The 14040-nt window shown below is 70.9% G+C and carries 16 protein-coding genes; 5 read left to right on the forward strand and 11 right to left on the reverse strand.

What is annotated here, in order from left to right; translation table 11 throughout:
• Nucleotides 1-2: 2 nt before the first annotated feature.
• Nucleotides 3-953, reverse strand: coding sequence for a J domain-containing protein (locus IT072_RS12665; RefSeq protein ID WP_223357114.1), 951 nt, complete (start codon nucleotides 951-953; stop codon nucleotides 3-5).
• A gap of 156 nt (nucleotides 954-1109) precedes the next feature.
• Between IT072_RS12665 and IT072_RS12670 the strand changes: the two genes are divergently transcribed.
• Entirely contained in the window at nucleotides 1110-1490 is a 381-nt protein-coding gene (locus IT072_RS12670) for a glyoxalase superfamily protein (RefSeq protein ID WP_223357115.1), read from the forward strand.
• A gap of 7 nt (nucleotides 1491-1497) precedes the next feature.
• On the opposite strand, the gene IT072_RS12675 is transcribed toward IT072_RS12670, so the two are convergent.
• The 6 genes from IT072_RS12675 to IT072_RS12700 are packed head-to-tail and all read right to left on the reverse strand — an operon-like array spanning nucleotide 1498 to nucleotide 6637.
• The gene (locus tag IT072_RS12675) at nucleotides 1498-2376 is read right to left on the reverse strand and encodes a prenyltransferase (RefSeq protein WP_223357116.1); all 879 of its coding nucleotides are present in this window, start codon (nucleotides 2374-2376) and stop codon (nucleotides 1498-1500) included.
• On the reverse strand, nucleotides 2373-2711 hold the full coding sequence (locus IT072_RS12680; RefSeq protein WP_223357117.1) for a lycopene cyclase domain-containing protein: 339 nt from the start codon (nucleotides 2709-2711) through the stop codon (nucleotides 2373-2375). Before IT072_RS12680 ends, IT072_RS12675 begins: the two co-directional genes overlap by 4 nt.
• Nucleotides 2708-3037, reverse strand: a complete 330-nt coding sequence (locus IT072_RS12685) for a lycopene cyclase domain-containing protein (protein WP_223357118.1) — start codon at nucleotides 3035-3037, stop codon at nucleotides 2708-2710. The genes IT072_RS12680 and IT072_RS12685 overlap by 4 nt, the downstream gene beginning before the upstream one ends.
• Complete coding sequence (gene crtI / locus IT072_RS12690) at nucleotides 3034-4638, reverse strand: phytoene desaturase family protein (protein ID WP_223357119.1); 1605 nt, start codon at nucleotides 4636-4638, stop codon at nucleotides 3034-3036. The genes IT072_RS12685 and crtI overlap by 4 nt, the downstream gene beginning before the upstream one ends.
• Entirely contained in the window at nucleotides 4635-5540 is a 906-nt protein-coding gene (locus tag IT072_RS12695; RefSeq protein WP_223357120.1) for a phytoene/squalene synthase family protein, read from the reverse strand. The genes crtI and IT072_RS12695 overlap by 4 nt, the downstream gene beginning before the upstream one ends.
• Entirely contained in the window at nucleotides 5537-6637 is a 1101-nt protein-coding gene (locus IT072_RS12700) for a polyprenyl synthetase family protein (RefSeq protein WP_223357123.1), read from the reverse strand. Before IT072_RS12700 ends, IT072_RS12695 begins: the two co-directional genes overlap by 4 nt.
• A gap of 84 nt (nucleotides 6638-6721) precedes the next feature.
• Here IT072_RS12700 and IT072_RS12705 point away from each other — a divergent pair, with 84 nt between their 5' ends.
• Complete coding sequence (locus tag IT072_RS12705) at nucleotides 6722-7285, forward strand: MarR family winged helix-turn-helix transcriptional regulator (RefSeq protein WP_223357124.1); 564 nt, start codon at nucleotides 6722-6724, stop codon at nucleotides 7283-7285.
• Here IT072_RS12705 and IT072_RS12710 read toward each other — a convergent pair.
• Nucleotides 7260-8765 (reverse strand): SDR family oxidoreductase, encoded by a 1506-nt coding sequence (locus IT072_RS12710; protein WP_223357125.1) that lies wholly within the window; start codon nucleotides 8763-8765, stop codon nucleotides 7260-7262. The genes IT072_RS12705 and IT072_RS12710 overlap by 26 nt on opposite strands.
• A gap of 80 nt (nucleotides 8766-8845) precedes the next feature.
• On the opposite strand from IT072_RS12710, the gene IT072_RS12715 reads away from it, so the two are divergent.
• On the forward strand, nucleotides 8846-9187 hold the full coding sequence (locus tag IT072_RS12715; protein WP_223357127.1) for a DUF7882 family protein: 342 nt from the start codon (nucleotides 8846-8848) through the stop codon (nucleotides 9185-9187).
• Nucleotides 9188-9285: 98 nt separating this feature from the next.
• Complete coding sequence (locus IT072_RS12720; protein WP_223357129.1) at nucleotides 9286-9474, forward strand: hypothetical protein; 189 nt, start codon at nucleotides 9286-9288, stop codon at nucleotides 9472-9474.
• Between the two features lie 36 nt (nucleotides 9475-9510).
• Here the strand turns inward: IT072_RS12720 and IT072_RS12725 are convergent, their stop codons facing one another.
• Nucleotides 9511-10422 carry a sigma-70 family RNA polymerase sigma factor gene (locus IT072_RS12725; protein WP_223357131.1) on the reverse strand — a complete coding sequence of 304 codons (912 nt, stop codon included), beginning with the start codon at nucleotides 10420-10422 and terminating at the stop codon, nucleotides 9511-9513.
• Between the two features lie 273 nt (nucleotides 10423-10695).
• Here IT072_RS12725 and IT072_RS12730 point away from each other — a divergent pair, with 273 nt between their 5' ends.
• Nucleotides 10696-12144 (forward strand): MFS transporter, encoded by a 1449-nt coding sequence (locus IT072_RS12730; protein ID WP_223360971.1) that lies wholly within the window; start codon nucleotides 10696-10698, stop codon nucleotides 12142-12144.
• Here the strand turns inward: IT072_RS12730 and IT072_RS12735 are convergent.
• Nucleotides 12130-13098: a DNA topoisomerase IB gene (locus IT072_RS12735; protein WP_223357133.1), complete on the reverse strand. Its 969-nt coding sequence runs from the start codon at nucleotides 13096-13098 to the stop codon at nucleotides 12130-12132. The two genes, IT072_RS12730 and IT072_RS12735, sit on opposite strands and share 15 nt — an antisense overlap.
• Nucleotides 13095-13973 carry a non-homologous end joining protein Ku gene (gene ku, locus IT072_RS12740; protein WP_223357135.1) on the reverse strand — a complete coding sequence of 293 codons (879 nt, stop codon included), beginning with the start codon at nucleotides 13971-13973 and terminating at the stop codon, nucleotides 13095-13097. Before ku ends, IT072_RS12735 begins: the two co-directional genes overlap by 4 nt.
• Between the last annotated feature and the right edge of the window lie 67 nt (nucleotides 13974-14040).

Consider the following 14040-nt stretch of genomic DNA (forward strand, 5'->3'; position numbering starts at 1 on the left):
GTCTAGACGAAGCGGACGGCCTCCTGCAGGCGGGTGCGCACCTCGAACGCCCGGTCGACGCTCTCGCGGGCGGCGGCGTTCGCCCCGTCGCGGAGGATCGTGGGCAGCACGGAGCGCCGGACGACGAGGGATCCCGCCAACCGGCCGCGCTGGATCACGTCGACGGGCACGGCCAGGTCGGCGTCGGGCACGACGACGATGAGCGTCGTGAAGCGCACGCCGGCCTGCCGCCCGAAGCTCTTCGCGGCGCGATGGAGATCGTGGAACGGCTCCTCGTCGCGATCGATGCCCGGGCCGACGAGCTCTCCCTTGGCGAGCTTGACCTCGGAACCCCAGTCGGCGGAGCGGAGCGCGAACAGCCCGGCCGGGCCGAGCACGATGTGGTCGAGCTTGGCGTCCGATGCCGGATGCACGGCGACGTCGTTCCAGATCGTGAAGCCGATGCCGAGACCCGACACGGAGCGCGCCGTGGCCTCCTCGGCGAGCGCCTCCGCGAGGAGCCCGCGGATCTCGCGCGGCGCAGAGCGCACGAGGGCGGGATCGTAGGGGTCCTCGAGCTCGGTTCCGCGTCCGACCCATTCGCGCAGCAGCGTGAGGTAGCGCTCGCGCGCGCGACCTCCCGGATGCCCGTAGCTGCGGGCGCGCACCGTCGCCCCGCGCGTGGAACGCGTCGCGTGGAAGGTCGCGCTGAATCCGCCTCCCGTGCCGTCGTGCTCCCCCGCGACGGCGTCGACGGTGACGGTCTCGCCCCGGTCGTAGCGGGCGCGGTCGTCCGGGTCGCCGACGAGCTCCCACGCCTCCTGCACCGCCTGGAACGCGGCGGCGGTGCCGCCGGTGTCGGGGTGGGTCTGCCGCGCCAGGCGGCGGTAGGCGCGGCGCAGCTCCTCCTGGGTCGCACTGGAGCGGACACCGAGCACCTCGTACGGGGTGGCTGCGGCCGGACTGTCGCTCATTCGCTCGGAGGATCCTTCTGTCGTGCGGGGAGGGTCGGTTTCCGACGATAGCGCGCTCGTCCGGGGATTCGCTTCATTTTTGATTGCGGCCGGAAAGTGACCGCATATCCGCGCAGACTGGACCCATCAGCTGAACCGGACAGAAAGGCAGCGACCATGGCCATCAGCGATTGGCGCATCGAACTGATCATCCTCCCCGTCACCGACGTGGACAGGGCCAAGGAGTTCTACGTCGACACGCTCGGCTGGAACGCCGACCACGATCAGCGCGTCTCGCCGACGCTGCGGTTCGTACAGGTCACCCCGCCGGGGTCCGCGTGCTCGATCGCCTTCGGTGAGAGCCTGACCGAGATGGCGCCGGGCACGATGCAGGGCCTGCAGATCGTGATCCCCGACGCCGACGAGGCCCTTGCTCACCTGCGCGAGAACGGCGTGGAGGCGCAGGGCGTCGCCGATCTCGCCTGGGGTCGGTTCGTGACTTTCACGGATCCGGACGGCAACGCCTGGTCCCTGCAGCAGCTCCCGCCGCGGCCGTGACGTGCGCTCAGCGGAGCGCGTAGCCGATGAGCAGCAGCGTGACGGCGAAGCCGCACACGTAGTTGATCCAGAGGAAGCGCCGCCAGCCCCGGTTGGCGGCGCTCGCCTGTTCGTCCGGCACCGACCAGTAGGGCGCGGCGGCGAGGAGGTACGGCACGGCCAGAACCGCGGCGAGCGGTCCCGGCCACGCGGTGAACAGCACGCACACCCCGGCGAGCGCCCAGGCCGCCATCGCGAGGCGGGTGGTGGCCGCGGCGCCGAGCACCGTGGCGATCGAGGCGATGCCGCCCTCGCGGTCCGGAACCACATCCTGCACGGCACCGAACGCGTGGCTGCCGACGCCCCAGAGGAAGAACGCGAGGAGCACGAGCCAGAGTTGCGGGGTGAAGGCCGCTCCGGCGAGCACGAGGCCGTAGAGCGCCGGGCTGACGAAGTGGAGGCTGGAGGTCGTCGAGTCCAGGAACGGGATCTCCTTGAACCGGAGCCCGCGCACGGAGTACGCCAGCACCAGGAACACGCTCGCTGCGAGAGCGAGCCAGGAGAGCGGCGAGCCGACCACCACAAGGTACACCAGGAACGGCACGCTGGTCACCGCGGAGGCGATGAGGGTACGCCTGTGCATCCCCCGGTCGAGCAGGGCGCCCTCTGCACCGCCCTTGCGCGGGTTGCGCAGGTCGGACTCGTAGTCGAAGACGTCGTTCACCCCGTACATGGTGAGGTTGTACGGCACGAGGAAGTAGAGCGTCCCGATGACGAAGGTCGCGTCGATGCGCCCCGCGGTGAGCAGGTACGCGGCGGCGAACGGGAAGGCCGTGTTGATCCAGCTGAGGGGGCGCGAGGCGAGCAGCAGCTGCCGCCAGGGAGCGGGCGCGGTCGTGGTCGTCATCGGGGCTCCCCCGGCGTTCCGCGCGGACGTCGGCGCAGGAGGAGCCACAGCGCCGGCAGGAGCAGCAGACCCGCCAGCGGATACGCGAAGTCCTCGACGGGTACGAGTCCCAGCCGCAGGCCGGTCAGGTGCGCGGCGCCGTACGTCATCAGGCCGACCCCGATCATGAGGTTGTCGAACACGGCGGTCAGCACACCGATCAGCACCCCGGTGAGGACCACCGGGAGCCACCAGCGCCGCAGAAGGGGCCGCCGGTCGGGGGCGCGGAGGAGCGCGACGACGAGCACGACGACAGCGACGGCGACGAAGACCAGGCTCAGCCAGAGATAGGTCACGAGCCTCCCTCCCGCCGTCGATCGAGCAGGGCGCGGGTGCCGAAGAGCACGATGAGGGTCAGATAGCAGAGGAACAGGAGGAAGAAGACCTCCTCGAGGGGCAGCTCCGGCGCCAGCTCGATGCCGGTCATGAAGCGCGACCCGCCGCGGGCGAAGATGCCGAGAGCGATGCCGGCGACGTCCCAGGCCAGGAAGAAGACCAGCCCCACGGCGATCACGACGGACGCCCGTCGCGGGTCGCGCCAGAACACGAGCCGGAATCGGGCGTCGAGGAGCACCATCGCGGCGAGCGAGAGCAGCACGGCCCCGAGGTAGATCAGCGTCATGACACGCGCTCCGTCTGCGACGCGGAGGCGAGGGGCTCGGGCAGCGGCGTGGCGGAGACATCACCGCGCACCCGCTTGACGGCCAGCTCCGCGCTGATCAGGCACATCGGCAGCCCGATGCCGGGGATGGTCGAGCATCCTGCGTAGAGCAGCCCGTCGATGCGTGCAGACGCGTTGCCGGGGCGGAGGAACGCGCTCTGGCGGAGCGTGTGGGCGGGGCCGAGCGCTCCACCGCGCCAGGCTCCGAGATCGCGGGAGAAGTCCTCCGGTCCGAGAGTACGGCGGACGACGATGCGGTCCGCCAGGTCGGGGATGCCCGCCCACTCAGCGATCTGGGCGATGGCCGCGTCCGCCGTCCGCTCGACCAGCCGGTCTCCTCCGCCGTCGACTCCGCCGGAGCCGATGGACTCGTCGGCGGGCACCGGCACGAGCACGAACAGGTTCTCGTGCCCCTCCGGCGCCACGGACGGGTCCGTCTCGCTCGGTTTGCACACGTAGAGGGAGGCGGGGTCGGGGATCCCGGGCGATGCTCCGTAGATCCGGTCGAAGTTGGCCTCCCAGTCCGTCGTGAAGAACAGGTTGTGGTGGGTGAGCTGGGGCAGCGAGCCACGCACGCCCAGCAGCACCAGGACGACCCCGGGGCCGGGGTCGCGCTTCTCCCACGCCCGTTCGGGATGCGTGCGCAGCTCCGGTGGGACGAGGCGCGTCTCCGTGAGGTGCAGATCGGCGGCCGACACGACGAGATCGGCGTCGAGCTCCCGCACGGCCCCGGTCGCGTCGACGTACGAGACGCCCGTGGCGCGGGCGCGGGCGCGCGCCGGGCCGCGCGCCGTGCGGATGGCCGTCACGCGTGCACCGGTCACGAGCTCCGCCCCGGCCTCCGCCGCGAGGGCGGCGACCCGGTCGATGAGGGCGGTGAAGCCGCCCATCGGGTAGCGGACACCGTCCTCCAGGTCGAGGTGGCTCATGAGGCTGTACATGCTCGGCGCCCGGTCGGGAGAGGTGCCGAGGAAGACGGCCGGGTAGCCCAGGATCTGACGCAGCCGCACGTCGCGGACGAATCCGGCGACGTACCGGTCGAGAGGCTCCAGCAGCAGACGGACGAGCCGACCCGCCCGACGCAGGATGCGGCCGCTCAGGAACGGCCGGAACGACGCGAACGTGCCATAGAGGAACGACGACACCGCCATCGCGTACGTCTCCCTGGCGCGAGCGAGGTAGCGGTCGAGCGCAGCGCCTGCACCGGGCTCGACACTCTCGAAGAGCTCGCGGTTGGCTGCGCCGTCCGCGCGGATGTCGAGCGGAGACCGGCCGTCCTCGGAGAACACCCGGTAGCCCGGGTCGAGGGTGACGAGGTCGAGTTGCTCGGCGGTGGTCGTGCCGAGCAGCCGGAAAAAGTGGTCGAAGACCTCGGGCATGAGATACCAGGACGGGCCGGTGTCCCAGCGGAAGCCGGCGCGCTCCCACGACCCGGCGCGCCCGCCGAGGGCGTCGGACTGCTCGAGCAGCGTCACCTCGTGACCATCGCGCGCGAGCAGCGCCGCCGAGGCCAGCCCGGCGATGCCGCCGCCGATCACGACGGCGCGGCGCGATCCGCTCATCGCAGCGACCCGGCGCCGGCGCGCACCAGGATGGCGAGCTTGGTCCGCGTCGGCACGCTGACGCGCCGACTCAGGAGCTCCGCCGCCGGGGTCTCGCGGATGCGGTCGCTCAGCTCGGCGAAGAGGCCGTGCGCCGCCAGCACCGCGCGCCGGCAGCTGTCCGGCAGCTCCGGGATGACGTCGGCCGCCGCCCCGAGGTCGCAGTCGATGTCGACGACGAGTGCGAGCTTCTGCCGCTCCGTCAGCCGGGCGGGATCGATGCCCGGGAAGTAGCTGCGGCCGAGCTCCGTGTAGTCGGTGGCCAGATCGCGGAGGAAGTTGATCTTCTGGAACGCGGCCCCCAGCCGCCGCGCACCGCTCTCCAGACGACGTCGGGTGTCGTCCGGAACCGGACGACCGGAGAGGAAGGCGGCCAGGCACATCAGGCCCACGACCTCCGCCGAGCCGTAGATGTACTCGCGCAGCTCGTCGGCCGTGAAGTCGACGGGGCTGAGGTCGCGCCGCATCGACGCGAAGAACGGTCGCGTCAGCTCGGCGCCGAAGCCGGCGGAGCGCGCGGTCGCCGCGAACGAGTGCACGACGACGTTGGCGCTGTACCCGGTACGCATCGCCCGTTCGGTGTCGGCCTCCAGCGCGTCGAGGAGGTCGCGCTGATCGTCGACGCTCAGCCCGGCCTCGGCCGCCGCTCCGTCGACGATCTCGTCGGCGATCCGCACCAGGGAGTAGACGTCCTCGACGCGGGGGCGCACGTCGGCACCGAGCAGGCGGGTCGCCATCCCGAACGAGGTCGAGTACTCCTTGATGATGGTGGCGGCGCCGGCGTGCGCCGCCCGCGTGTAGAGCGCGAGATCGGTCGGATGGGGGCCCGCCGGCACCGTCGCGGCCACCGGTGTGCGCGTCATGCGATCCTCCCCACGCAGCCCCGGGCGATGCCGGCGAGCTCCTCGGCGAGCGGCGGGGGCACGGCAGGGGCGTCGAGCACGGCGATGGCCCGGTCGACCTGGTCGATCAGCAGGCGCTCGACGAAGCGGCGGGCGCCGCAGTCCTCCAAGGCGGCGGCGAGCTCTGCGGCGTCGGCGAGCGTGAGGTCGCCGCGACCGAGGCGTGCCTCGATCGTCGGCCAGCTCTCGGTGCTGCGGGCGAAGGCGATCAGGGTGGTCTTCTTGCCCTCCCGGAGGTCGCTGAGGACGCTCTTGCCGGTACGCTCCTGGTCGCCGTAGACGCCGAGGAGGTCGTCGCCCAGTTGGAAGGCGACGCCGACCAGGCGCCCGTACTCGGCGAGCGCGGCCAGCAGGCGGTCGTCGCCGCCGGCGAGGATGGCCCCGGCCATGGTGGGCCCGGCGACCGAGTAGGCGGCGGTCTTGCGCTCGGTCATGCCGAGAACCGCGGGAAGGGTCGGGGAGGTGAGTCCCACAGCGAGGGAGACATCGGTGAGCTCACCCGCGGCGGTCACGACGACGGAGTGGTCGAGCACGTCGAGCAGGCGGAGCCGCGCCTCGGTGGGCACGTCGACGCGCCCCACGAGGGCTGTGGCGGCGTGCAGCAGGAGGTCCCCCGCGAGGATCGATGCGGCCTCGCCCCAGAGCGCGGACCGCGGGCGGTCGACTCCGTTCGCGGCCGCCTGCGCGGCGAACTCGCCGGAGAGGTTAGGCCTCCCCCGCCGCACGGTGTCGCCGTCGATGACGTCGTCGTGCAGGAGGAACGCGGTGTGCAGCAGCTCGAAGGCGACGGCCGTGTCGATCGCCGTCTCGTCGACGGGGCGGCCGAGCGCAGTGAGGGTGGCCAGCACGAGTCGCGGGCGCATGCGCTTGCCCCCGTCGGCGGCGGCGCGTGCACTCGACCAGAGGCGTTGGTAGTCGTCCCCGAGGCCAGCCGAGGCGGAGGTGCGCTCCGCGAAGAACGAGGCGAGGCGGCCGTCGACGCGCTCGAGTCCCGAAGCGATGTCGAGGGGTGTGGAGACGGCGACCGGACGGCCGACCCCGGTGTCGAATGTGGTCATCGGGACCTCCCTCGTCGGCTAGTTTATCTAGCCAAGATAGAATTCAGGCTATCACGCTTCTCACCGGGCGCGTAGGCTATCCTCATGAGTTCCAACGAGGACGCGCGGCGCATCACGGGCTCGATGATCGACCCCCGCGTCATCGACCCCCGGCAGGAACTCGTGCGACACGACGACCTCTCGGAAGAGGAGCTTGCCGAGATCGTGTGCGTGCTCGCCGCCATCCGCGGCTGGCGAGAGGCCGAGCAGCGGCTGAGCTTCGAGTCGCGGACCAAGATGCGGCTCAACGAGACCGACATGAAGGCGTTGCGGTACATCATCGCCGCGACGAACGCCGATGTCGTCGTCACCGCCGGGGCGCTGTCCGAGCACCTGCGCATCTCGACGGCCTCCACCACCAAACTGCTCGACCGGCTGGAGGCCTCCGGCCACGTCGTACGCCGTCCGCACCCGACCGATCGGCGTGCCGTGACGGTGGTCATCACCCCCGAGACGCACAGCGAGGTGCGCCGCACCATGGGCCGCCAGCACGCGCGACGGTTCGAGGTGGCCCGAGCGCTCACCCACGAGGAGCGCGAGATCGTCACCCGCTTCCTGACTGACCTCAGCGCGACCGCCCTCGTCATCCCCTCCCCCTCCGAGGACTGACCACCGAGCGCAGCCGGTCGGGCTCGGCGACGATGCGGTTCGCCATGCCGTTGAAGATCACGCCGTGGAAGGGCAGGATCGAGAACCAGTACAGCCGTCCGGCCAGCCCGCGGGGGAAGAAGACGGCCCGCTGACGGTAGTGGGAGCCTCCGCCGGCCGCCGGGGTGACGTCCAGCTCCAGCCACGCGCGGCCGGGCACCCGCATCTCGGCGCGCAGGCGCAGCGCACCACCCTCCGGGCCACGGGAGATCCGCTCCACCCGCCACCAGTCCAGCACCTCGCCGGTCGAGAGGCGATCGGCGTCGCGCCGCCCCCGCCGCAGCCCGACACCGCCGACGAGTTTGTCCATCCAGCCGCGGAGCGCCCAGGCCAGGGGGAACGAGTACCAGCCGCGCTCCCCGCCGATGCCCTCGACCACCCGCCAGAGCTCGGCCGGTGCGGCATCGGACTCCCGCTCCCGGACGTCGGTGTAGACGGTGTGCCCGGTCCATTCGGGGTCGCTCGGCAACGGGTCGCTCGGCGCCCCGGCGACAGAGGAGTTGCGCCAGCTCGTCTCGACGTCGCCGTCCCGCATCCGCGCCAGCGCGAGCCGGACAGCCGTGCGGTAGCCGGTGAGCCCGCCCTCCGGCGGCGGGATCACCGCGTCGATGTCGTGCTCGCGCATCACGCAGTCGTACTGCAGCGACTCGATGATCGGGACCGCGAGGCTGCGCGGGATGGGCGTCACCAGGTTCACCCATTGCGACGCGAGCCACGGGGTGAAGACCGGCAGCGACGCGATCGGCCGCTGCGGGAGCCCCGCCTCGACCGCATACCCGTTCATCATCTGGCCGTAGCGCAGGATGTCGGGGCCTCCGATGTCGAACGCGCGGGACACCTCCGGGGGCAGCTCCGCGGCGGCGAGGAGGTAGTGCAGCACGTCGCGGATCGCGATCGGCTGGATGCGGTTGCGCACCCAGCGGGGCGCCGGCATGTACGGGAGGACCTCGGTGAGCTGCCGGATCATCTCGAACGACGCAGAGCCGGAGCCGATGACGACCCCGGCCTGCAGCACGATCGCCGGCACGCCGGAGTCGAGCAGGATGCGGCCGACGGCGACCCGCGAGCGCAGATGCTGGGACAGCGGCCCGTCCGGGTGCAGGGCGCCCAGATAGACGATCCGGCTCACGCCCGCCGTACGGGCCGCCTCGGCGACGACGCGCGCGGTGTCGGCCTCCTCCGATGCGAAGTCCCCGCGTGCGCGCATCGAGTGGACGAGATAGTAGACGACGTCGATCTCCGCCATCGCGCGCTCCAGCGACGCGGCGTCGGACAGGTCGCCCTCGACGACCTCCACCTCGGCGGCCCAGGGCACGTCGGCGAGCTTCTGCGGCGACCGCGCCAGGACCCGCACGGAGTGGCCGCGCGCGAGCAGCCGCGGCACGAGCCTCCCACCCACGTAGCCGGTGGCGCCGGTCACGAGCACGCGCTGGGAGGTCATGCGCCGACCATACGCCGCACCGCGCGACGCGCAAGCAGGGGTGGAGCGGGAGCGTCGCCCGTGTCCTGTACGGTTCTCGCATGGGCAAGCTCGTATATGCGGGGACGACGGAGATCGGATTCGAAGACCGTGTCCTCGCACACCTGCAGATCGTGATCGGTCTCAAGCTGCGACGCAAGGAGGGCTTCTTCTTCTCCTGGCGCGACGAGCAGGGCGTCGGGGACGGCCGCAGCGCGATCTGGGTGGACCCGGCGGTGCCGCTTTTGTTCCGCTACAGCGGGGGCCGGCCCCCCAAGATCAACAAGGTCTGGCTGGAGCAGCTCACGATCTCGTCCAACAGCGCGGCCGGACTGCAGCTGACGGAGGAGATCGGAGCGCTCGGCGCCGACGAGGTCGACGCCGACTCCCCTCCGGGGCGCTGACCGCCGGGAGGCCGTGACCGCCGAGAGGCCTTGATCGCTATCACGCCCGCGCCTACCGTGGGCGCTGTCCACGGCGTGGCAGGAAGCGAGGAGAGGCCATGACAGCGGACGAGGCGGTTCCGGCCCCAGGGGTTCCGACGGACGCAGTGCCCGCGGCGGGTGCTCCGAGCGGTGACGACGGCCAGGCCGCGCCGCGCACCGCGGACGCCGCCCTCTCCGGCGAGCAGCCCGGCGACATCCCGTTCGAGCAGGCGGCCGCCGAGCACGAGAACCCCGCGCTCAGCTGAGCCCGGGGTTCCGGTGGAGGGTGCGGGTGCGTGCGCTCAGCGCAGGTACTCGAGCAGCTCGGGGCAGCGCAGGCGCTTGAGGCTGCGCGTCTCCAGCTGGCGGACCCGCTCGCGGGTGATGCCGTAGACCTCGCCGACCTCGTCGAGGGTCATCGGCTTGTGGCCGTCGAGCCCGAAGCGCATCCGCACGACCTTCGCGTCGCGCGGCGGGAGCTCGCGGAGGCGATCCTCCAGATCGCGGTGGCGGAACACGACCTCCACGGCCTCCGGCGGCCCGGGGAAGTCGTCGTCCTCGATGAGGTCGCCGAGCTCGGCGCCCTCGTTCTCCCCGACCGGCACGGCCAGCGAGACGGTCTCGGAGTCGCTCATCTGCAGCTTGTGCACCTCGGCCTCGGTGAGGTTGGCGGCCTCCGCCAGCTCCTCCAGGGTGGGCGTGCGGCCCAGCTCCCCGCCGAGGTCGCGGCGGATGCGGTCGAGCTTGTCGATCTTCTCCACGGTGTGCACCGGGATGCGGATCATGCGGGCCGTGTCCGCGATGCCGCGGAGGATCGACTGGCGGATCCACCAGGTGGCGTAGGTCGAGAACTTGTTGCCCGTGCGGTAGTCGAACTTCTCGACCGCGCGGACGAGGCCGAGGTTGCCCTCCTGGATCAGATCCATCACCGGGAGTCCGCGACCGGAGTAGCGCTTGGCGATGCTCACCACCAGACGCAGGTTGGCCTCGATGAAGCGCTCGAAGGCGCGCTTGCCGTCGTCGGAGAGGTACTGCAGTTCGCGCTTCTCGCGCGGGGTCAAGCCGGGGCGGGTGGCGAGCCGGTCGCCCGCGAGGACTCCGACCTCGATGCGCTTGGCCAGCGCCACCTCTTCGTCGGCCGTCAGCAGCCGGGTCCTGCCGATCGAATTCAGGTAGTCGCGCACCGGGTCGCTGGTCACTTCGAGCACAGTCATCGTGTCATCCCATCAGCTCGTTCGTCTGCGTTGCCGCGGTTGTTCGGTTCTTCCTTGCGTCCTCAGAGTAGGCAGGAGGGTATGTACCCCAACAAGGGGTTGACACTCCGACGACGCGTGCGCTAAAGCCTGTTTTCGTCCCCCGAATCCGCGCTGATGTCAAGGCTCTGCGCGGAATCCCCGGCGGATCGTACGGTGGCGGTCGTGAGCACACGTACACACGGTTCCCCTGCACCGACCCTCGGCACCATCCGGACGCTGATCCCCGCGCGGATGGACCGTCTGCCCTGGTCCCGCTTCCACTGGCTCGTCGTCCTCGGGCTGGGGACGGTGTGGATCCTCGACGGCCTCGAAGTCACCATCGTCGGCGCGATCGGCAGCCGTCTCACCGAGCCCGGCAGCGGTCTCGGGCTGACGACCGGCGAGGTCGGTGTCGCGGCGGCGATCTACGTGGCGGGCGCGTGCGTCGGCTCGCTCGTCTTCGGGTACCTCACGGATCGCTTCGGCCGGAAGAAGCTGTTCATCCTCACCCTCGGCCTCTACCTCGTCGCCACGGTGCTCACGGCCTTCTCGTTCGCCCCGTGGATGTTCTTCCTCTTCCGCTTCTTCACCGGTGCGGGCATCGGCGGCGAATACGCCGCCATCAACTCGGCCATCGACGAGCTCATCCCCGCCCGCCGCCGGGGACTCGTCGACCTGGCGATCAACGGGTCCTACTGGCTCGGCACGGCGTTCGGCGCGGTGCTCACCGTGTTCCTGCTCAATGAGCAGCTCTTCGCCGCCGACATCGGCTGGCGCCTCGCGTTCGGCCTGGGCGCGCTGCTCGGGCTCGTGATCCTCCTCGTGCGGCGCAACGTGCCCGAGTCGCCTCGGTGGATGTTCATCCACGGTCGCGACGAAGACGCCGAGAAACTGGTGGACGGCATCGAGGGCGACATCGAGGAGGAGCGGGGCGAGAGCCTCCCCGTGGTCCCCGACGAGAAGTCGATCGAGATCCGGCAGCGCCGTTCCACCGGCTTCGGCGAGATCGTGCGGACCGCGGTCACCCGCTACCCCAAGCGCTTCGTGCTCGGGCTGTCGCTGTTCATCGGTCAGGCCTTCCTCTACAACGCCGTGTTCTTCACCTACTCACTCGTACTGACGAAGCTGCTGCACGTGCCGGACGACATCGCCCCGTGGGCGCTCGTCCCGATCGCGGTCGGCAACTTCCTCGGCCCGATCCTCCTCGGCCACCTGTTCGACACGGTCGGGCGCAAGGTGATGATCACCACCTCGTACGTCGGCAGCGGGGTACTGCTGGTCGGCACCGCGATCCTCTTCGACGCGGGGGCGCTGGACGCGTTCTGGCTCACCGCCTGCTGGATGGCCGTCTTCTTCCTCGCCTCCGCCGGCGCCAGCAGCGCCTATCTGACGGTGAGCGAGATCTTCCCGATGGAGACGCGCGCGATGTCCATCGCCTTCTTCTACGCGGTCGGCACCGGGCTCGGCGGCATCATCGGCCCCATCCTGTTCGGCCAGCTCATCGAGGGCGGCATCCACTCGGTCGTGATCGGCTACTACCTCGGCGCCGGCTTGATGATCGCGGCGGGGCTCGTGGAGCTGTTCCTCGGGGTGGACGCGGAAGGCAAGTCGCTGGAGGACATCGCGCAGCCGCTGTCGGCCCGGGACGCGGCGGCCACAGATGCGGAGGGGCCGGCGTCGACGAGATCAGCCCGCGAGTAGCTCCAGCAGCGCCGGTTCCGGCACCCGCCCACCGGACGTGTCGATGACCTCGCCCTGGCGGTAGCGGTCGAACACGCGCGGGTCGATGTAGCTGTTGCGCGCGATCGCGGGGGTGTTTCCCAGCGCGGCGGCGGCCTCGTTGACCGCGGCGGTGACGCGCTTCTTGCGGCGCGATTCCGTCGTGCTCGTCCCGAACGCGGCGAGCGCCTCCGCCGCGACGATGGTGCCGTGGAGGGTGCGGAAGTCCTTGGCGGTGAACTCCCCGCCGGTGTGGCGTCGGATGTACTCGTTGAGGGAGGCGGGACGGATCGAGTGCCAGGTGCCGTCCTTCCACGAGAGCAGGCGGGAGCGCTGACCGCGGAGCGCCTGGATCTGGGTGAGCAGCTCGGCGAGATCGGCGTCGACGAGCGTGCTCGTCCACTTCTGGGCGGACTTCGCCGGGAAGGTGAGGGTGATTTCGTCTCCGTCGATGCGGGCGTGGCGGCAGAGCAGGGTGGTGAGGCCGCGGCTGCCGTTGGCGTGGAGGTATTCCTCGCTGCCGATGCGCACGCTGCCGAGGTCGATGATGCGGAACGCGGCGGCGAGGACGCGGTCACGGGTGAATCCCTCCGCGCGAAGGTCCATCGTCACCTTGCGGCGTGCCCCGGGAAGGGTCTCGGCCAGCTGAGCGGCGCGCTCGAACTTGATGCGATCCTGGTGCAGTCGCCAGGCGTCGTGGTACCGGTACTGCCGCCGGCCGGCCTGGTCCGTGCCGGCGGCCTGGATGTGGCCGCGGGCATCCGGCGAGATCCAGACGTCCTCCCACGCCGGCGGGATGACGAGCGAGCGGATGCGCTCCAGCTCGCGCTCGTCGACGACCGGGTTGCCGGCCTCGTCCTCGTAGACGGGGCCCTTCGCGCTCGGGCGACGGTGGTATCCCGGCCCCGAGGGGTCGGAGCGGCGCAGGCGCGTCACGCGGGCTTCTTCGTCTTCTTCGTCGGAGCTTTCTTGGCTGAGCCCCCCGACGACTTCTTCGCCGAGCCCGCGTCTGGGTCCGTGCCGGAGCGGCTGCGCTCGACGCTGCGCTGGAGCGCCTCCATGAGGTCGATGACCTCGCCGCCGCCCTTCGCCTTCTCCGGCTCCTCGCCGAAGGTCTCGGCGGTGTCGATGCTCTCGCCTTGCTCGAGCTTCGCATCGATGAGCTTGCGGAGCTCCTCCTGGTACTCGTCGGTGAACTTCTCCGGCTCGAAGTCGCCGGCGAAGCTCTCCATCAGCGCGGCGGAGAGCTTCAGCTCGCGCTCGGTGATGCGCGGCGAGCTGTCGAGGGCGGGGAAGTCGGCCTCGCGGATCTCGTCGTGCCACAGCATCGTCTGCAGCACGAGCACGTTCCCGCGGACGCGCAGCGCGCCCAGCCGGGTCTTCTGGCGGAGCGCGAAGTTGACGATCGCGGTGCGGTCCTCGTCCTCCAGCGTCTTCCGCAGCAGGGCGTAGGCCTTGAGCGACGTGGAGTCGGGCTCCAGGTAGTAGCTGCGGTCGAGCATCATCGGGTCGATCTGCTCGTTCGGCACGAACTCGACGACGTCGATCTCGCGGCTGCGCTCGGCGGGCAGGGAGGCGAGGTCGTCGGGCGTCAGGATGACCGTCCGCTCGCCGTCGTCGTACGCCTTGGCGATGTGCTCGTACGGGATGACCTTGCCGTCGATCTCGCAGCGGCGCTGGTACCGGATGCGGCCGCCGTCGGCGTCGTGCACCTGGTGCAGCGCGACGTCGTGATCCTCCGTCGCGCTGTAGACCTTCACCGGCACGTTGACCAGCCCGAAGGTGATCGCGCCCGTCCATATGGCCCTCATGCGCTCCATGGTGTCCGCGAGTCGCCCAGATTTCAACCAGTGATCGAAGGATGGGCGGCGGCGTACG

Source organism: Leifsonia sp. ZF2019 (assembly GCF_019924635.1).
Lineage (GTDB): Bacteria > Actinomycetota > Actinomycetes > Actinomycetales > Microbacteriaceae > Leifsonia.